Origin of the sequence: Mangrovimonas xylaniphaga (assembly GCF_001280435.1) — a bacterium.
GTDB lineage: Bacteria > Bacteroidota > Bacteroidia > Flavobacteriales > Flavobacteriaceae > Mangrovimonas_A > Mangrovimonas_A xylaniphaga.
The window spans coordinates 43,531-61,501 of record NZ_LBIP01000013.1 but is presented as its reverse complement, the minus strand read 5'-3'; the positions used below and the strand labels follow the sequence as shown (position 1 = coordinate 61,501).

Genomic DNA, 17,971 nt, shown 5'->3' with positions numbered 1-17,971 from the left:
TTGTTATAATAATCCTCGAGCTTTTATTTCGAGGTATTTGTTAATGGTATTTATGGTTAGGTTTTCTGGAGCAGTCAATATGGTTTGGATGCCATGTTTGTTCAGTTCTTTAACCATTAAACGTTTTTCATAGGAGAATTTCTCCGCAATGGTTTTATGGTAGATGCTTTGTAAATCTTCGGCATCCGTGTTAATAAGGGATTCCAATTCGGTGTTTTCAAAGAAAATGACCACCAGCATATGTGTTTTGGAAATAGCCTGAAGAAAAGGCAATTGCCGTTTCAAGGCACTGATATGCTCAAAATTGGTATAAAGCAATAGTAAACTTCTATGAGTGATTTTTCGTTTTATTTGAGCATAAAGCAAGCTATAATCACTATCGGTAAATTGAGTGTTGACATTGTATAGCGTCTCCAAAATCCTGTTGAGATAGGTCAATTTTTGGTTGGCCGGCAAGAGGGTTTCAATGTTTTTTGAAAAGGTCATTAGTCCTACCTTGTCATGTTTTTTTAAAGCAACATTGCTAAAAGCTAAAGTAGAATTGATAGCGTAATCCAAAAGTTTCAGTTCATTGAAAGGCATTTTCATTACCCGTCCAGTATCAATGATGGAGTAAATGGGCTGCGATTTTTCGTCTTGGTATTGATTAGCCATCAATTGGGCCCTTTTGGCGGTAGCTTTCCAGTTGATGGTTCTAAAATCATCACCGGGAACATATTCCTTTATTTGTTCAAATTCCAAAGTATGCCCAATACGTCTTATTTTTTTCAGACCAAATTCAGTCAATTTATTGCCAATAGCCAAAAAGTCGTATTTCTGCATTTGAATGAAGGACGGATAGACTGCTACCATTTGCTCGTTCTGAAATTGATATTTCCGTTTAACAATTTTAAGGGCCGTAGACGCAAAAACATTCAATTGAGCAAACACATATTCACCGCGTTCCACCGGACGAACTGAATAATTGAAATTATGGGTAGCGTTTGGAGCTAAAATAGATGTATATGAAAAATCCCGTTTTTGAAATTGCACAGGAAGTTCATCTATCACCTGGATAAATGTTTTAAAAGGATATCTGTTGGATATTGTAATAGGAACCTCATTTTCATCGCTATTTGAAAATTTTTCGGGTAGCAAACGTCTTCCTTCGATAGCATTTTTAAAGCGATATAGCAATATTAAATCCATGACAAACAGAATACCAAGTGTCAAAACCATGGCCCAAGCTAGAGCATATAAAGCAGTAAGCCAAAAGGATGCTAAGAAACATAGACTGACAATTGCCATGTAGACAAAAAAGCGACTGTGAATGTACAGGGATTTAATAAACTTCATGGCTTATCTAGGCACTTCAACAGATTGTACAACCATATCGATGACCTGTTCTGTAGTCATGCCTTCCATTTCACGTTCTGGAGTTAAAATGATTCTGTGGTTTAATACTGGAGCAATGGCCTTTTTAACGTCTTCAGGAATAACAAAATCTCTACCACTAATTGCTGCAAAGGCTTTGGCAGTATTCAAAATTGCAATGGATGCTCTTGGAGAACCTCCCAAATATAAATGTGGATGATTTCTGGTTTTAGACACCAATTCAGCAATGTATTTTATGATCTTTTCCTCTACCAAAATGGCTTGTGTTTTCTCTTTAAATACAGCCAATTGTTCTGCATCCAAGATTGGAGAAATCAACGTTTGTGGTTGTTTTCCCTGACGTTGGTGATGGGTGTCCAAAATTTTAATTTCTTCCTCCAAAGATGGGTAATCCACTTTTATTTTGAATAGAAAACGGTCCAATTGTGCCTCGGGAAGGGCATAGGTGCCTTCCTGCTCAATTGGGTTTTGCGTGGCCAAAACCATAAAAGGGGCTTCAAATTTATAAGTGGTACCGTCTATGGACGCCTGTCTTTCCTCCATGGTTTCAAATAGGGCCGCTTGTGTTTTGGCTGGGGCTCTGTTGATTTCGTCTATCAGGACAATGTTTGAAAAAATAGGCCCTTTTTTAAATTCAAAATCGGAGGTTTTCATGTTCAATACAGAGGTTCCCAACACATCACTCGGCATTAAATCGGGGGTGAACTGAATTCTATTGAAATCTGTTTTCAACACCTTGGCAAATAGTTTTGCTGTAACCGTTTTTGCAATTCCGGGAACTCCTTCAATAAGAGCATGACCATCAGCCAAAAGGGCTACGATAAGTAATTCTACAAATTGGTCCTGACCAACAATGACTTTTTGTAGCTCCGCTTTAATTTGTTCTACGGCATTTTTAAGGTCTTCCAGGGGAATACGGTTATTGAATTCCAAATTGTCCTGTTGTGGTGTTATCTGTTCATCCATGTTACAATATTTTAAGCATGCACCTTAGGCATGTTTGGATTTAAAAGTTTCAATTAAGTTGTTTAGTGTTTCCAATTCCGTGGCGGTTATGTTAGGAGTGTTGGATATTCTTTCGATGGTGTTGAATAAGTTTTTGGTAGCTTCAACACTGTTGTTGCTTCTTGCCGCCAGGTTATTGATGAATTCAGTATTGACGGTTTCGGTAGACAAGTAAAGTTGGGTACGAATGTAATCCATAAAATGCTGAATTTTATGCAACGCAATATCATGATGGTTGCCCTTTTCAAAATACATATTGGCAATAGTTCTGGTAAAATCAAGGGTTTGGTTGCGTAATGGTGTTACTATAGGAATAGCTCTTTGCTTGCGTTTGCCTTCAAAAAGGATATAGAATAGAACACCGATAAGCATGATGTAATAGGCCCATTTTAAATGCTTGTTGTTAAGCATGAGGTACAAAGGGGAGCTGTAAAATATTTTACCAGATTTATAATATTCATCCAAGTATATGGGCTGCTCCTCATTGAGATACGACATCAAACCGGCGGTATATTGTTGGTTGGGAGGGGTAAGCATAAAATAATTGGTAAAGGCCTGTGGAAATAAGCTCACAATAACTGTTCCTTCTCCAAAAGGGGTTTTAATGATATTTGGGTGGGCGAGGTTTAGCGAATCTGAACTATTCATTTTCTCGATTATCCCAACAATCTTCGAGTTTAAAGTATCAATACTGCTGAAGTAAGCTAAAAGCCCTTTGGCGTCTTTATTATTGAAGCTTACTTTGCCCGTGTCAAGTACTTTATTTTTTAGTTGTAATTCATAGTCAAATCCAAAACCATCAAATTGGCTTAAATGGGAAGTCTCTAGTTTTAGGGTGTCTAATAATTGTTGTTCCAAAACAGAAGCTGCCACAAAAAGCGTGTTGCCTTTGGAAGTCCAATCTAATAGTTTATCTAACTCGCTTTGGCCAAAATTAATCTCATTGTTTATAAAAACGTAGGAGCCAATGGAGTCAGGAGTGTTTTCTAAATATTCAAAAGGAGGCCTGTCTACATTGAGAAGTTGGGATTCTGAAAATAATCTCTGCAATTGTTCTTGGAACACGTAGGTGCCCAACGGGATTTTATGGTGTTTGGCATAGGATGGGAACCAATTGAGCTCTTTGGGTTTGGTAGCTTCCAATGCCACGATACTCAACAAAGTAAAGACTGCTAAGGCGATATATATTTTTCCTTTTCTATTCAATTGGCTTTGAGGCTTAGGTTAAGTTTTTCAAAAACGGTACTCAGGGTTCCAAACTTTATGTCATCTATAGGGAATTCCCCATACCATACATAGTCATAGATTCGGGTAATAGTTGTGAATTCTGTTTTTAGTTTGTCTTGAGAGATTTCCTTGATATAATCTTCATTGGTTTTTTGTTGTTTCCAATCAATGATTTGTTCCTCTGATAGGTTTTTTAAGGATTGTAAATAGTGGTACCTAATCGCCAATCTATAATTGTTTTGGGAAATGGCTTTTTGTATCAAGCCCTGAATATCTTCATTTTTAATGATATGTTCATCATCCGAAAACTTAACGGTAGGCGGGTTGGACTGCCCAGAAATAATGTTTTTAGACTTGACTTTTAAAAAGAATTTCGACAATAAAAAAACTAGCGTGGTAAAAATTAGATAAGGAAAGGCCTGCAGAATAAAATTTAGTATCCCTGTAGCTTGACCTACTCCAAAAATGGCTTCCAAGATAGTTCTTAGCATGTCGATAAAAAATGATTGGATACCCTGAAAAAAGTCACCAACTGCATTCTCTCCTTCGGGAGTTTCAACATAACTAAAATCGTTATCTTCACTATATTTTGCTAAGTCTTCAAGGTTGATCTTCTTAATGGCTACAGGACTATCGTCGTTACGAACCGTCAAGGAATCCTGTTGGGCATTGACCAAAGGAGCTATCAAAAATAGGAATGTTGCTATGAAATATTGAAGCCGCATTTAGTCCTCTGTGTTTCCAATAGCTTTAATTCGTTCCATGGTTCCTGTAAAGTTTTTGCGTTCATTTAAATTGAAATACAAAAAGGCGGTTCCGATGGTAACCAAGACGTTAAGGGCGTATTGGAAGAGAGAACTAAGTACGTTTAGGAAAATGTAGACAGGGTCTGCAAACGACGTCATATTGCTAGGGTCTACGGCACCGCTAAAAATCCCCATTTTAATCCAAGTGTAGATTACCGTGGGTACAGAAAATATACTGGCCGCAACTGCTATAATGATGTAGAAAACAATGATTGTGGCAAGCGTGATCCAGAATTCATCTTTAGTCAAAGTAAAGCCATAACCAAAGGAATCGCCGGCATTCATTTCTCTAAATACCAAAATAGGCAACACTATAGCCATTGGTACAATAAAATAGAACACAGGCAAACAACAAAGCATCATAGAAACGAATAAGGTGAGCCATTTCAAAAGTGAAAGTCCTAGGAACCCCCAAAATGTTTGTTTCACATTTTGTTTGACTTCTAAAACATCTGTGGCTCCATTATGCTTTATGTATGATTTGATGTAGTGTAATACTGTTGATGTTGTTGCCGTGTAGGCCAAAATGGCAGCTATAAAATAAATTACCATAGCAAGTAGATACATCATTGGGTTGGTACTTGGAAACCCTTTGCTTAAATCAAAATTAAAGCTGTCTCCCACAATATAAACGTAAAATACTAGGGATACCAAAAAGAACACGATGTAAGGACCTGCAATTTTGAAAATAGCCTTAAAAAGAGGTTTGAATTCCATTCTGAAAAAGGCAAAAGTATCCGTTAAGATGGCTCCAAGCTCACGCTGTTGTTTAAATTCTATGTATGATTTCATTAGTTTGGGGTTAGTGTTTTGGTTGATTTTCTATGTAATTGGATAGGATATAAAATGTAATAAAATACGATGCAAAATAGAGAGCTGCCAATAATAAAAATGGCCAGCCAATCCGGCATTTCGGTGTGACGGGTTACAAAACCTTCAAGGAACCCTGCTACCACAAAAAATGGAATGGTACTCAGTAAAATTTTAAGTCCGTTAACAATACCTCGTTTAAAGGATTCCAAACGGGTATAGGTGCCGGGGAACAGAATGCCGTTTCCAACCACCAAGCCTGCGCAACCGGCAATGATGATGACCGAAATTTCAAAGGTTCCATGAATCCAAATGGTTCTAGCCGATTCCCATAGTAATCCTTTTTCGTAAAAGAAATATTGAAAGCTTCCCAACATAATGCCATTTTGCATCATCACGAATAGGGAGCCTACACCCAATAGAATTCCGTAGACGAAGGCCATCAATGCTACCTTGATATTGTTGATGGTAATGCCTAAAAACATATTCACTTCCCCTGTCTTTTTGTAAACGGCCATAGGGTCGTTGTTTTCAATATTTTCTAGCGTCATATTTACATAACCGTCGCCCATAATTGCTCTTACAAAGTCGCCTTCATGGGCTGCCGAATAGGCGCCTACGATACAAAAAAGTGCAAATACCAAAAAGGCAATCAGCAATTCCCGTTGATGATGATAGAACTGCGTGGGGAATTCAGTTTTGAAAAAAGAAATAAGTCTGTTTTTGGATTCCTTTTTAGTGGTGTAAATTGTTAAATGCGCCTTAGAGGCCAGTTGATTTAAATAGCGTTCGGTATTGCTGTTGGGATAAAAAGTTTTTGCGTAGCTTAAATGGTCGGTAATTTCAATATAGAGATCGGAAAGCTCGTTTGGGTTTACCGTTGTTTTATTTGAAAGAATGTTTTCAAATTGTAACCATTTATTTTTATTTTGCTTGGCGAAAGCAGCTTCACGCATAAGTAGCTATTTGCTTTCAAAGAAAAGAAAATATGGAAAAATTTCAAATAGAAACTGCGCAAAATGTAGGCATCCATCAAAATGTTGCTGGTATTGGAGATAGGATATTGGCATATTTGTTGGACTCTTTGGTTGTAGGGTGTTATATAATATTGTCGTTCATGCTTTTGGGGGCTTTGGATTTGGGTATGGGAGATCAATGGGCCTTGTATTTGTTGATTACGCTCCCTGCTTTTTTGTATTATTTATTGTTGGAAGCTTTTTGGAATGGGCAAACCATTGGAAAGTCTGCATTAAAAATTAGAGTGGTAAAATTGGATGGTTCTAAGCCAACTTTTGCCAATTATTTTGTGAGGTGGATTTTAAGGATTATTGATGTAAGTCTTTCAAGTGGAGGTGTGGCGATATTGACCATTTTATTCAAAGGAAATGGGCAGCGTTTAGGTGATATGGCGGCGGGAACTACAGTAATTAGTGAAAAGGATCTGGTTTCTGTAAATGATATGATTCTAAAGGATTTGCCTACTGATTATGTGCCTACATATACTCAGGTAACCTTGTTTAAGGATAGTGATATGCAAACCATAAAAGGCTTATATCAAGATGCTAAGAGAAATGGACAGCACAATGTTATTGTGATGTTACATGACCAAATTGTTAAAGTAATTGGCATTGAGCCCAAAGAAAAGCCAATAGATTTTGTGGATACTGTGATTAAGGACTACAATTACTACACACAACAGATGTAATGTTTTTTCAAATCATTGATATACTAGGAACCATTGCTTTTGCCATTTCGGGAGTTTTGGTGGCGCTGAGCAAAAAGATGGATCCTTTTGGGGTTTTTATCATTGCCTTTGTAACGGCGGTAGGAGGAGGCACCCTTCGGGATGTGTTGATTGGACAAACACCGGTTGCTTGGATGACCAATATGACCTATGTCTATGTTATTTTTGGAGCCACTTTATTTGCTGTCTTGTTCAAAAGTAAACTCAACTACCTAAGAACTTCTTTGCTGTTGTTCGATACTATTGGGATTGGTCTTTACACGGTTGTTGGTATAGAAAAAGGATTGGTAGCTTCTCTTCATCCTTTAATATGTATTGCTTTAGGAACAATGACTGCCTGTTTTGGAGGGGTGATTCGTGATATTCTGTGTAATGAGATTCCTGTCATCTTTAGAAAGGAAATCTATGCCACGGCCTGTATTTTGGGAGGAAGCACCTATTTTGTGTTAAGGGAACTGCCTATTGCAGAGAATATTGTTTTTGTTTTTGCGGCCCTAGTAGTCATTGTCATCAGGCTTTTGGCTGTTAAGTTTAAGATTAGTTTGCCTAGTTTATATAGAGAATAAACATCAATTATTAACATAAAAAAAAAACCACGCTTCTAGCGTGGTTTTCTTTTTCTATAATGAAGTTTTTACTTATTGAACTGGAAACCCACGGTCTCTCATCAATGCTTCAATTTTAGCATCACGACCTCTAAATAAGCGATAAGCTTCAGCTGGGTCCATGGCGTTTCTTGGAGCGAATAAGTATTTTACCAATTTAGCGGCAACGTCTTTATCGTAGAATCCTCCTGGAGCTTCAGCAAAGGCTTCAGAAGCATCACTTGTCAATACATCGGCCCACATATATCCGTAGTATGCAGTGGCATAGCCTTCACCAGAGAATACGTGACCAAATTGTGGTGTTCTGTGACGCATTGGCAATTCCTTAGGCATGTTCAATTCTGCTAAAGTTTCACGCTCAAATTTGTCGATATCGATGTTTGTTGGATCTGCCAAGTGCAATTTCATGTCTATTAACGCAGATGCCAAATATTCTGTAGTTGCAAATCCTTGGTTGAAGGTAGCAGCTTTTTTGATTTTAGCTACCAATTCAGCAGGAATAGGCTCACCTGTTTTATAGTGCACCAAAAACTGGTTGATTACTTTGTCCGTCGATAACCAACGCTCTAATAATTGTGATTGGAATTCAGTATAATCTCTAACACCACTGTTTAAAGTAGGGTATTTTACATTAGCAGAGTAGAAGTGTAGTGCGTGACCAAATTCGTGGAAGAACGTGTTAGCGTCATCCCAAGATACCAATACAGCTTCACCTGGAGCAGGTTTTACAAAGTTAGAGTTGTTAGAAGCTAATACGGTTTTCTCTCCTTCAAAAGACGTGTAGCTTCTATAGGTAGTAGCCCAAGCACCAGAACGTTTTCCTTCACGGGCATAAGGATCCAAATACCAAAGTCCTACCAATTTTCCTGAATCTTTATCGGTTACTTCCCAAACTTTTACATCTTCGTGGAATACAGGTACGCTTCCTTCTTTAACAGGTGTAAATTCATAGTTGAACAATTCTCCCGCAACATAGAATAATGCTTGAGTTAATTTATCCAATTGCAAGTATTGTTTTACTTCATCACTGTCTAAATCATATTTCTTCTGACGCACTTTTTCTGCGTAGTATCTGTAATCCCAAGGCTCGATTGTAATGTTATCTCCATTAGCATCGGCAATAGCCTGCATGTCTGCAACTTCCTCTGCAACTCTACCAATAGCCGCTGGCCAAACAGCCATCATTAAATCCATTGCATTTTCAGGATTTTTAGCCATACGGTCTTGTAAACGCCATTGCGCATAGTTGTCGTAACCCATTAATCCAACACGCTCTTTACGTAGTTTCAAGATTTGGGCAATCAAAGCGTTGTTGTCATACTCATCGCCGTTGTCTCCTCTAGCGTAGTAGTTGGTCCAAACCTGCTTGCGCAATTCGCGCTCGGTAGAATAGGTAAGGAACGGATCCATTGAAGAACGGGTGTTAGTAATAGCATATTCACCTTCGTGACCTTTATCGGCAGCAATTTTAGCTGCAGATTTGATAAATCCTTCCGAAAGCCCTCCTAATTGCTCTTTGTTAAGGTAGGTTACATAGTTTTCTTCGTCGTGTAACAAGTTATCTGAAAACTTGTTGTAAAGACTTGATAATTCTTTATCGATTTCAGCATAACGGGCTTTTTTCTCAGCATCAAGATTCGCTCCGTTCATTTCAAAACTTTTATAAGTCAAGTCAACTACACGTTGTTGATCTGCTTCCAAAGGCGTGGTTTGAGATGCATCGTAAACTGTTTTGATACGTTGGAACAACTTTTCGTTTTGTGAAATCTTAGAGCCGTACTCAGATAATTTAGGCGCCAATTCAGCTTGAATGGTTCTAAACTCTGGAGTTGATACGTTACTGCTCATAATGCCGTAATAGGCATACACGCGATCCAAGGTTTTTCCTGAACTTTCCATGGCTACAATGGTATTTTCAAAGGTAGCCGGTTCTGGATTGTTGGCAATTTTCTCAATTTCTTGAAGGTGCGATTCCATAGCCGTTTCCATGGCTTGTTTGATATCGGTTACCTTCATTTTATCAAAAGCAGGAACACCTCCGTAAGGTCCTGTCCATTCTTGTAGTAAAATGTTTTCGGTATTGTCTGCCATAGCAATGTCTTCTGTTTGGTTAGGGACATCTTTGCATGAAGTAAATGCAACTAAAGCACATAATCCAAAGGCTTGGATGTGTTTAGCGATATTTTTTTGTTTCATTTAGAATTAGTTTTTATTAACGGCCTCGAAGGTATTAAATCTCGGTTGAATTTTGCGTGAATTTTTCGTTAAAACCTTAGTTTGTAGTAAGATTTTAATCAATAATTTCTACTTTTCTTATATAGATATTGTGAAGAGGCCATTCTGCCTTGTCTGTTTTTTGGGCCGCAATTTTATCTACCACGTCCATGCCTTTTATGACTTTCCCAAAGGCTGTGTAGGCGCCATCTAAATGGTGAGCACCACCTTGTTTTTGGACAATGAAAAATTCATAAGGGGAAGCTAATTTATAGGCGTTTTCAATTTCGCTGCTAGGCATGCTTACAATGCCACGATCATGTTTAAAACCTTTTTTAGTGTCTGGTGGTAATAGGTATTTGCCAATTTTACTTCTCTTTTTTGTGATTTCGTAATCATCGGAACTACCACCTTGAATGATGAAATTGTTAACCACTCTATAAAATTGGGTATTATCGAAATAATGCTGCTTGGTGAGGTATATAAAATTGGCACGGTGAAATTTTGTTTCGTCAAACAGTAAAATATCAATTTCACCAAAGTCGGTTGTGATACGCACTTTGTTTTCCTTGTTGTGTTTTTCGTACTCCAAAAAGAATTCCATCACGGTGTCATCTGTAAGTCGTGGGAATTTTCGTTTTGGCGTAGTAATAGTGTCCTTTTCTTTAGGTTGTATCTGGGGTACGGTAGTGGAATCTACCTTGGAAGTTGTGTTTTTTTTCTTGGATTGCGTACCTTCACAGTTTGTTAGAACACAAAAGGTGAGAAATAAAAGAAAGGGTGTTTTTAGAGTCTTAATAATGTTGGACATCTGTATCTATTTAGGGATTTGTTAATTTCCTGAGTGATTGGGCAATTAAAAATGGGGTTATGGAATTTGATGCATTCACTAAATTGGTTTCAAAAATAAAAAATCTGCCACTTCCAGGAGAAGCCTCGCAGATTAAAATGTCTCCGCCTTTTCGTTTGGAATTGATGAAAGAGCAGGAGCAGGCCATAAGACATTCCAAAAACGCGGGGGTTATGGCCTTGTTTTACCCCGATGAAAAATTATACACCAAATTGGTGTTGATTCTCCGGAAAACCTACAAAGGAGTGCACTCTGCCCAAGTTGGATTTCCTGGTGGCCGCTATGAACACAAGGATCAAAATCTAGAAGAAACGGCCTTAAGGGAAACCCATGAAGAAATAGGGGTGCCCATGACAGACATTGATATTGTAAAACCCTTGACCCGCTTATATATTCCGCCCAGTAACTTTACCGTATACCCATTTTTGGGGGTTACCAACAAAACCCCAAGTTTTATCAAGCAGGAAGATGAAGTAGAAGACCTAATTGAAGTTCCCTTTGGACACTTTGTTGATGAAGGCAGTTTAACCAGTGCTTTTGTGAATACTTCTTACAAAAAGAATGTTGAAGTTCCGGCGTTTAAATTGAATAATCACATTGTTTGGGGGGCTACCGCTATGATGCTTAGTGAGTTAAAAGACTTGTTAAAACAGGCGACTTAAAATTATAGAATTGTTACTTTTGTAGCTTCGTAAAAATTAAAGGGTATGGGATTGTTTAAGAAAAATCCTTTTGGACATATATTGTTTATAAAGAAATGGTTAATCCGTGTGTTGGGTGTTATTACCCACAGACGTTTTAGAGGTTTTAACGAACTTCAGATTGAAGGCTCTGAAGTTATCAAGAATCTTCCTGACAAAAATGTCCTTTTCATTTCCAACCATCAAACCTATTTTGCCGATGTCGTGGCTATGTTCCATGTGTTCAACGCCAGTTTAAGTGGACGAATAGATTCCATCAAAAATGTGGGGTACTTGTGGCATCCAAAATTAAACTTGTACTACGTTGCGGCGAAAGAGACCATGAAAGATGGTTTATTGCCCAAGATTTTGGCCTACGTAGGATCTGTGAGTATTGAGCGTACTTGGAGAGCCGAAGGGAAGGATGTAAACCGTCAAGTGAAAATGAGCGATATTTCCAATATAGGAAAAGCCTTGGATGATGGTTGGGTAATTACCTTCCCACAAGGAACCACCACGCCTTTTAAACCTATTAGAAAAGGAACGGCTCACATCATTAAAAAGTACAGACCAGTGGTTGTGCCTATTGTGATTGACGGGTTTAGACGTTCCTTCGACAAAAAGGGACTTCGAGTAAAGAAGAAAAACGTACTGCAATCTTTTGAAATTAAACAGCCTTTAGAAATTGATTACGACAATGATTCTGTTGCAGACATTGTTGAGAAAATTGAATATGCCATAGAGCAACACCCTTCCTTTTTAAAGGTGATTTCCCAAAAAGAACTTATGGAACTGGAAGAGCTCAACAAACAGCGTGAGTGGTAAAACACTCATAGGTTTCTAGATTTCCAATTTTTTGAGTTCGTGGTAGTTTCTGTTAAGTTTTTTGAGTAAAATCCCATAGACTAGCCAATAGAAGCCTAAAAGAATCAAGATTACCAAACCAAACACTACAGTAAAGGTTAAGATAACTTTGGCATAGAACATTAAAAGATGACCATTGGCAGAGGCTTCCTGTACCTTAGCAATCAAATCTTGGTTTTGGTCAAATTCAATAAACAGCACTGCCAAGCTTGAAAACACCATGTAAAACAAGTTAAAAGCTACGTATTGCTTCACGGTTCTTCTAGTCTTTAGAATGTTTTCCATGAGTTGTTTGGCACTGTCCGTAACCGATATTTTTCGGTAGTTTCTGTAGAACAGAAAGAAGAAGTAAGCCAACACCACATACCCAATGACAGTTAAAGGAATTAGGAGGTAGCTACCATCCAATCGGTCGAAGGATTTGAGGTTTTTGGAGTCTTTAAGCAAAAATGAAATACCTAGCCAGAACACAAATTCCAGCATGCTTAGAATAAAGATCCATTTAACGATGGAAGAGGATTTTTTAAGGATCATCTTGTAAATATCGTTGTAGGACAACTTGGGGTAACTGTCCCCACGTTTATTCCAATCTTTCTTTAATAGTTCTAATTCATCCATTTGTTACGGATTTAAGATGGTTTTTAATTTTGTTTTCACGCGGTTCATTTTCACTCGAGCATTCACTTCCGATATCCCTAAGGTCTCACTGATTTCTTTATAGTTTTTGTCCTCAAGGAATAAAAATACCAAGGCCTTCTCAATGTCATTCAACTGGTAAACGGCATTGTACAAGAGTTTAAGTTGTTGTTCTTCGGTGTCGTCATACTCCTCCGATTTTATTTTGAACTGTACAGCGTCAAACTCCTGAGTGTCAATTCTGCGTTTAGACTTCCGGTATAGGGTAATGGCTGTATTTAAGCCTACTCGGTACATCCAAGTACTAAACTTAGCATCTCCCCTAAATTTTGGATAGGCTTTCCATAGCTGTATGGTAATTTCCTGAAACAAATCATTGTGGGCATCTTGGTTGTTGGTATATAGCCTACACACCTTGTGCACAATGTTTTGGTGCTCTTCAAGTAATTTTACAAAACTATGTTCTAGTTCTTTATCCAAATTTTTAGTTGTTAGCTGACTATTTGTAGAGGTTGCAGAGAAGATGTTACACTTTAGGAGCGTTTTATGGTGTAAATTTTCAAATTTTTAACATAGGTGTTGTTTTTGCTTCTGAAAACTAACGAATTAAAAGTTAGGTTGTTTTTTGAAGAATTTCAATTTTGTCCCTTGATTTTAAAAGTCCCAACACGATGCAATACTGAGCCAGAGCATAGGTGAACATAATGCTAATGTGGGAAAAGGGTAGGGGCTCGTGAAACTTGTCGATGGCCAAAATACTATCCGAAAGCATGAATAGCAGTGCGCCAGAAAATATTAAATAATAGCTATTGCGCGTCCCTGTTTCCTTTCTTAGGTAAGCTGTTGTAACCATGGTTAGAATGACCAGCATGTATGTAATAACAGCCACGGTTAAATTTCCTAATCCTTCATAAATAGTAAATAACAATCCAACTGCAAAGAGGAGTAGAATTGCAATGAAGGGAAATGGTTTTTTTTCGGGATCTCTGTTTTTTAAAAACACGAATGTGTACATCACGTGGGACGCTAAAAAGGCCACTAAACCAAAGATGAAGTAAAGTTCGTCGCGTTGGGCATACATAAGTTCTATATCTCCCAAAAGTGAAAACAAAAGGGCGAACAAAGTCATTAATCGCAACGTTTTGTTGAGATGATTGCTTCGCGTCACAAAAAAGATGATCAAAGTGGTTAAGATAGCGGGTTTGCTTACATAGTGCAATGCATGTAGGCGTTCAGAATTTCCAAAAACCAATTCGGCTAGGACAATAATGAAGTAGATGAGGCTAAAGGACTTTTCTGTTTTGGTAAGCATTAATGTGTTGTATTCGTTTAGGCGTAACCTAGTAAAAGGTTTCCTTAAAGGTATTGTTTTTAATTGTAACAAAAAACGCTATCAAGTAATTTAAGAGCGGGAAAATTGTTAAAATGCTTCACCAATTCTGAAATAGATTCCCCAATCGTCTTTCCCTACAGCGGCATCCAGCCCCACATTAAATTTCATGGATTTAAAGGCTTGGTAGCGATACCCCACACCAGCCCCTGGATACATTTTCCAATCAAAACTAGAGGTGTCAGATCCATAAATGGTGGCTAGGCCGGCAAAGCCAACAAAGCCCATTTTTCTGTGGAAATTCCATCTGTATTCACTCTGTATGGCAATCAAGCCATCACCGCGATATTTCCCTTCGGAATATCCTCTGATATCTTTTCCCCCAACGGTAACCTGTTGTTCAAAAGGAATGCTGCCAAGACCAAATTGTCCCGAATAACGGGCAGCCAACACATCTTTATCTTTTCTAAATGGGAAGTAGTGGTTGTGAGAAGTTAAAATACGGTTGGCCCTTTCATCATTGCCCATCCATAAAGGGTACATTTTCAAGCGGAGTTTGGTTTGGTAACCGTTCATAGGATAGTAAATGTTACTTCTCTTGTCTATCATAAAGTTAATTTCAAGGCCTTGCGAAGTGGTGGTGGTTGCGGGCTGTAAATTGTAAAAATCTGTTTCGTAATGAGAGTAAGTATAGGCAAGCCCACCGTATAAATGCTCCACAATTTTCCTTTTAATTCCTACATTTATGATAGTTGTATTAGTGGCATAATCATAAAACCCAGGTTCGTCAATATCACCGGCATAGAATTGGGAGAGGTGGTCACCAGTAACGCCAAAAACTTGTAACCTCCAAGAATCTTCTTTAAAGTACATTTGGGAGAAAACCGCAATAAAGTAGGACTTATTGGTGGTATACACACCGGCCAGACCTACCATGGATCTGGGGGATTTTAAATCATTTCTGTTCATTCGGAACATGTACATCGGGGTGACCCCAAACATAAATTCTAGGTTCCTGTTGTAACTTACATATGGCATTACCGTAAACTCGTGAGGTTTTTGAACGATGGAATCTTTAGTTTCAGAAGAGGTGTCCTGTTGGGCCCAATTAGGGGTAATGCACAAAAGAAAGATGAATAGAAAGAAGCGGTTTTTCATAATTGGAATAGTTGTATTTAAATATACAAATATTTCCGATAGTTCTTACAATGAGAGAGTTATGTTTTTAGGGTTTATGATTTTGAAGAAAACATGGGGTCATGTATTTTGAGAATTGCTAAGGAGAACTTTTTCATTTTTATTATTTTAGCGGCCTAGAATTAAAAATGTTAAGAATGAACATTAAAAAGCCCTTCATCTATGTTATGCTAATGGCAACTTCAACCATTGCATTTTCTCAATCCTACCAATTTAAATCCCTTATAGATCTTGAAACTACCGAGGTCATTAGTCAAGGCAATACAGGAACTTGTTGGAGTTTTTCTACCTCTTCTTTTTTAGAGAGTGAAATTATGCGCCTTTCAGGAAAACATATCGATTTATCTGAAATGTATAATGTGAGGCAGACCTACCCTAGAAAGGCGTGGAATTATGTAATGCGCCAAGGGATGGCACAATTTAGTGAAGGTGGTTTGGCACATGATGTTATCAATAGTATCTCACAGTTTGGGGTGGTTCCCAATGAGGTGTATACTGGATTGCAAGAAACGGAAAAAAAGCATGATCATTCTGAAATTTTAGGTGATTTAAAACCCATTTTGGATGCTTATATTAAAAATCCAACGGCCTATAGAGGGGATTGGAAAATGGATGTTGAAGCCGTATTGGATGCAGCTTTAGGAAAACAAATTGAAACCTTTGTTTATGAAGGAGAGACTTATACACCTCAATCATTTTTGGAAATGACTGGGTTGCAAATTCAGGATTATGTGAGCATTACTTCGTTTACACATCATCCTTATAACAGCAATTTTATATTGGAGATTCCTGATAATTTCTCAAATGGAAGCTATTATAATGTAGCTTTGGATGAATTGGTGCAGATTACAAATGAAGCCCTAAAAGCTGGGTTTTCCATCGAATTGGATTGCGATGTTACTGAAACAACATTTTCTTCTAAATATGGTCTTGCGGTAATCCCTGAGGATAAAAAGATAGGGGAGGTTGCATTGAAAGCTATTACTAAAGAAAAGGAGATAACTCCAGAATTCCGCCAACAGGAGTTTGAAAATTTTAATACTACCGATGATCATTTAATGCATATTGTAGGCATGGTTGAAGATCAAAACGGCATTATTTATTACAAAGTGAAAAATTCTTGGGGGAAGCACACAAAAAAGGTCCCTAATGATGGGTTCATTTATATGAGCGAAGCATATTTTAAATTGAAAACCATTTCCATTATGGTGCATAAGGATGCACTGCAACCCTCTGTAAAGAACAACTTGAATTTATAATCTGAAAGAAAAGGCGACCAAAAAATGGTTGCCTTTTTTATGTGTTACTGTTTTACAATGGTAAGAATACCTGAATCTCCCATATTGGTTGTAATTTGAAGAAAATACAATCCAGGAATTTGGTTTATATCCATATCAATTTTATCAATATCCTTAAAATTGTCTTCCGAAAGGACATGTCCGTCTATATTGATAAGTTTTGTTTGAACTTCTGTAAAGGAAGAGCCCAAATCGATTGATACACCTTTTTCAAACTCATTTTTGGAAAGAGCAATAGTGTTGGTAAAAGGACTGTCAAATGTTTCCAAAGACGAAATAGTGATGCAGTTAGACAACTCCATACAGCCTTCGGCATTGGTGATTTTTACAGCATATGAACCAATAACTTTTGGGCTAAAGGATTGGGATGTAGCTCCGTTTATTTCTTTATTGTGGTCAGAGCAATCAATCCATTGGTAGTTGGCGCCTTGTAAATTTGCTGTGAGCCTAGAGCCTTCAGCATTAACAGAAGTGTCTAAATCTGTTGGAGAAATTGGGCTTCCTTCTGTCCAGTTGGAGTTGGTTCCTGATAATTTAAAATTTTCAAGTTCGGCATTGTAAGCATTTCCCGCATAGTCCATGACAATATTTTGGTATTTATTGTTACCATTTGGAATGCCTTGGTTGAATTTATAATAAAGTTCCAAATTGGGAGATTGGCATATTTCGGTATTCATATTGTTTTTGATCTCTTCCTCAGTTCGGGCAACAGACCAAACCCTCACTTCGTCAAGGAGACCTTCAAAAGGGCCTAAATCATAATTACTGAAACCAATTCGTATGGGGTTGTCGATACCTGTGTCCACTTCTAAATCAAGATCTCCTTCTCTGTCCAATTTTCCGTCTACGTAAAGTTTAAATTGATTTTCGGATAAGTCCGGGTCATAGGTTGTGGCCACATGATGCCATTTATTATCTGTGACGGTTGTTTTACCGTAAATACCGCCACCCCCAACTTCAATTCTAATGAAGCGTGCATTGTTGTTAATTTTAAAAGAAAATCGTTGTCCAATTCCTGAGATACCCATATCTACAATAAATCGCCAAGTATCACTAGGCTCCACTTTTATCCAAGCTTCAACGGTTCTGGCACCATCCCCTTCAATGCCTTTGTAGTCTGTTTGTATATAATCGTCCACGCCGTCAAAGTGAAGGGCGTTTTGAGCATGAGTACTGCAACTTAAACCTATTAAAATAAAGAGTAATTGAATTTTTGAGCTTAAAAATTTTGTCATAATCATTAATCAGCTAGAAAGTTAAAATTAGGAAGCTTTTCAGTTTTAAAGCTGTGAAACCGTGTCGATTAACCTTAATTTAACCTCTATGCAAAC

General features: G+C 37.8%; 18 protein-coding genes. 5 read left to right on the top strand and 13 right to left on the bottom strand.

All coding sequences use genetic code 11. The features are described 5' to 3' along the window. Positions 1-3 precede the first annotated feature (3 nt). The 6 genes from ZA06_RS00340 to ZA06_RS00315 all read right to left on the bottom strand — a co-directional run bounded on the left by ZA06_RS00340 (position 4) and on the right by ZA06_RS00315 (position 6,178). Positions 4-1,188 (bottom strand): DUF58 domain-containing protein, encoded by a 1,185-nt coding sequence (locus tag ZA06_RS00340; RefSeq protein ID WP_240472182.1) that lies wholly within the window; start codon positions 1,186-1,188, stop codon positions 4-6. 150 nt (positions 1,189-1,338) lie between these two features. Then, positions 1,339-2,340, bottom strand: coding sequence for an AAA family ATPase (locus tag ZA06_RS00335; RefSeq protein ID WP_053975436.1), 1,002 nt, complete (start codon positions 2,338-2,340; stop codon positions 1,339-1,341). Between the two features lie 24 nt (positions 2,341-2,364). Continuing rightward, on the bottom strand, positions 2,365-3,585 hold the full coding sequence (locus tag ZA06_RS00330) for a DUF4350 domain-containing protein (protein WP_053975435.1): 1,221 nt from the start codon (positions 3,583-3,585) through the stop codon (positions 2,365-2,367). Continuing rightward, positions 3,582-4,331, bottom strand: a complete 750-nt coding sequence (locus ZA06_RS00325; RefSeq protein WP_053975434.1) for a DUF4129 domain-containing protein — start codon at positions 4,329-4,331, stop codon at positions 3,582-3,584. Before ZA06_RS00325 ends, ZA06_RS00330 begins: the two co-directional genes overlap by 4 nt. Continuing rightward, a complete protein-coding gene (locus ZA06_RS00320) occupies positions 4,332-5,204 on the bottom strand; it encodes a hypothetical protein (RefSeq protein WP_053975433.1) in 873 nt (290 codons plus the stop codon). Continuing rightward, positions 5,204-6,178 (bottom strand): stage II sporulation protein M, encoded by a 975-nt coding sequence (locus ZA06_RS00315; protein WP_053975432.1) that lies wholly within the window; start codon positions 6,176-6,178, stop codon positions 5,204-5,206. Before ZA06_RS00315 ends, ZA06_RS00320 begins: the two co-directional genes overlap by 1 nt. A 32-nt stretch (positions 6,179-6,210) precedes the next feature. Between ZA06_RS00315 and ZA06_RS00310 the strand changes: the two genes are divergently transcribed. Both ZA06_RS00310 and ZA06_RS00305 read left to right on the top strand, forming a co-directional pair. After that, entirely contained in the window at positions 6,211-6,927 is a 717-nt protein-coding gene (locus tag ZA06_RS00310; RefSeq protein WP_053975431.1) for an RDD family protein, read from the top strand. Next, on the top strand, positions 6,927-7,532 hold the full coding sequence (locus tag ZA06_RS00305) for a trimeric intracellular cation channel family protein (RefSeq protein WP_053975430.1): 606 nt from the start codon (positions 6,927-6,929) through the stop codon (positions 7,530-7,532). The genes ZA06_RS00310 and ZA06_RS00305 overlap by 1 nt, the downstream gene beginning before the upstream one ends. Before the next feature lie 72 nt (positions 7,533-7,604). Here the strand turns inward: ZA06_RS00305 and ZA06_RS00300 are convergent, their stop codons facing one another. Together ZA06_RS00300 and ZA06_RS00295 are read right to left on the bottom strand one after the other, a co-directional pair. Continuing rightward, positions 7,605-9,767, bottom strand: coding sequence for a M3 family metallopeptidase (locus ZA06_RS00300; protein ID WP_053975429.1), 2,163 nt, complete (start codon positions 9,765-9,767; stop codon positions 7,605-7,607). Positions 9,768-9,861: 94 nt separating this feature from the next. Next, the gene (locus ZA06_RS00295; protein ID WP_053975428.1) at positions 9,862-10,596 is read right to left on the bottom strand and encodes a peptidylprolyl isomerase; all 735 of its coding nucleotides are present in this window, start codon (positions 10,594-10,596) and stop codon (positions 9,862-9,864) included. 59 nt (positions 10,597-10,655) lie between these two features. On the opposite strand from ZA06_RS00295, the gene ZA06_RS00290 reads away from it, so the two are divergent. Both ZA06_RS00290 and ZA06_RS00285 read left to right on the top strand, forming a co-directional pair. Continuing rightward, the gene (locus ZA06_RS00290; RefSeq protein WP_053975427.1) at positions 10,656-11,297 is read left to right on the top strand and encodes an NUDIX hydrolase; all 642 of its coding nucleotides are present in this window, start codon (positions 10,656-10,658) and stop codon (positions 11,295-11,297) included. A 45-nt stretch (positions 11,298-11,342) separates the two neighbouring features. Next, positions 11,343-12,140 (top strand): lysophospholipid acyltransferase family protein, encoded by a 798-nt coding sequence (locus ZA06_RS00285; RefSeq protein ID WP_053975426.1) that lies wholly within the window; start codon positions 11,343-11,345, stop codon positions 12,138-12,140. 15 nt (positions 12,141-12,155) lie between these two features. Here the strand turns inward: ZA06_RS00285 and ZA06_RS00280 are convergent, their stop codons facing one another. The 4 genes from ZA06_RS00280 to ZA06_RS00265 all read right to left on the bottom strand — a co-directional run bounded on the left by ZA06_RS00280 (position 12,156) and on the right by ZA06_RS00265 (position 15,303). After that, entirely contained in the window at positions 12,156-12,797 is a 642-nt protein-coding gene (locus tag ZA06_RS00280) for a hypothetical protein (RefSeq protein WP_053975425.1), read from the bottom strand. A gap of 3 nt (positions 12,798-12,800) precedes the next feature. Continuing rightward, positions 12,801-13,295, bottom strand: coding sequence for an RNA polymerase sigma factor (locus tag ZA06_RS00275; RefSeq protein ID WP_053975424.1), 495 nt, complete (start codon positions 13,293-13,295; stop codon positions 12,801-12,803). Positions 13,296-13,428: 133 nt separating this feature from the next. Next, complete coding sequence (locus ZA06_RS00270) at positions 13,429-14,127, bottom strand: lysoplasmalogenase (protein ID WP_053975423.1); 699 nt, start codon at positions 14,125-14,127, stop codon at positions 13,429-13,431. Positions 14,128-14,235: 108 nt separating this feature from the next. After that, positions 14,236-15,303 carry a BamA/TamA family outer membrane protein gene (locus tag ZA06_RS00265; protein WP_082331884.1) on the bottom strand — a complete coding sequence of 356 codons (1,068 nt, stop codon included), beginning with the start codon at positions 15,301-15,303 and terminating at the stop codon, positions 14,236-14,238. 182 nt (positions 15,304-15,485) lie between these two features. Between ZA06_RS00265 and ZA06_RS00260 the strand changes: the two genes are divergently transcribed. Next, positions 15,486-16,601 (top strand): C1 family peptidase, encoded by a 1,116-nt coding sequence (locus ZA06_RS00260; protein ID WP_394332248.1) that lies wholly within the window; start codon positions 15,486-15,488, stop codon positions 16,599-16,601. A 44-nt stretch (positions 16,602-16,645) separates the two neighbouring features. On the opposite strand, the gene ZA06_RS00255 is transcribed toward ZA06_RS00260, so the two are convergent. Then, positions 16,646-17,875, bottom strand: coding sequence for a LamG domain-containing protein (locus tag ZA06_RS00255; protein ID WP_053975421.1), 1,230 nt, complete (start codon positions 17,873-17,875; stop codon positions 16,646-16,648). Positions 17,876-17,971 lie beyond the last annotated feature (96 nt).

Coding starts and splice junctions, on each gene's coding strand:
- ZA06_RS00340 (WP_240472182.1), bottom strand. CDS start 1,188: ATGGATTTAATATTGCTATATCGCTTTAAAAATGCTATCGAAGGAAGA.
- ZA06_RS00335 (WP_053975436.1), bottom strand. CDS start 2,340: ATGGATGAACAGATAACACCACAACAGGACAATTTGGAATTCAATAAC.
- ZA06_RS00325 (WP_053975434.1), bottom strand. CDS start 4,331: ATGCGGCTTCAATATTTCATAGCAACATTCCTATTTTTGATAGCTCCT.
- ZA06_RS00320 (WP_053975433.1), bottom strand. CDS start 5,204: ATGAAATCATACATAGAATTTAAACAACAGCGTGAGCTTGGAGCCATC.
- ZA06_RS00315 (WP_053975432.1), bottom strand. CDS start 6,178: ATGCGTGAAGCTGCTTTCGCCAAGCAAAATAAAAATAAATGGTTACAA.
- ZA06_RS00310 (WP_053975431.1), top strand. CDS start 6,211: ATGGAAAAATTTCAAATAGAAACTGCGCAAAATGTAGGCATCCATCAA.
- ZA06_RS00305 (WP_053975430.1), top strand. CDS start 6,927: ATGTTTTTTCAAATCATTGATATACTAGGAACCATTGCTTTTGCCATT.
- ZA06_RS00300 (WP_053975429.1), bottom strand. CDS start 9,767: ATGAAACAAAAAAATATCGCTAAACACATCCAAGCCTTTGGATTATGT.
- ZA06_RS00295 (WP_053975428.1), bottom strand. CDS start 10,596: ATGTCCAACATTATTAAGACTCTAAAAACACCCTTTCTTTTATTTCTC.
- ZA06_RS00290 (WP_053975427.1), top strand. CDS start 10,656: ATGGAATTTGATGCATTCACTAAATTGGTTTCAAAAATAAAAAATCTG.
- ZA06_RS00285 (WP_053975426.1), top strand. CDS start 11,343: ATGGGATTGTTTAAGAAAAATCCTTTTGGACATATATTGTTTATAAAG.
- ZA06_RS00280 (WP_053975425.1), bottom strand. CDS start 12,797: ATGGATGAATTAGAACTATTAAAGAAAGATTGGAATAAACGTGGGGAC.
- ZA06_RS00270 (WP_053975423.1), bottom strand. CDS start 14,127: ATGCTTACCAAAACAGAAAAGTCCTTTAGCCTCATCTACTTCATTATT.
- ZA06_RS00265 (WP_082331884.1), bottom strand. CDS start 15,303: ATGAAAAACCGCTTCTTTCTATTCATCTTTCTTTTGTGCATTACCCCT.
- ZA06_RS00255 (WP_053975421.1), bottom strand. CDS start 17,875: ATGACAAAATTTTTAAGCTCAAAAATTCAATTACTCTTTATTTTAATA.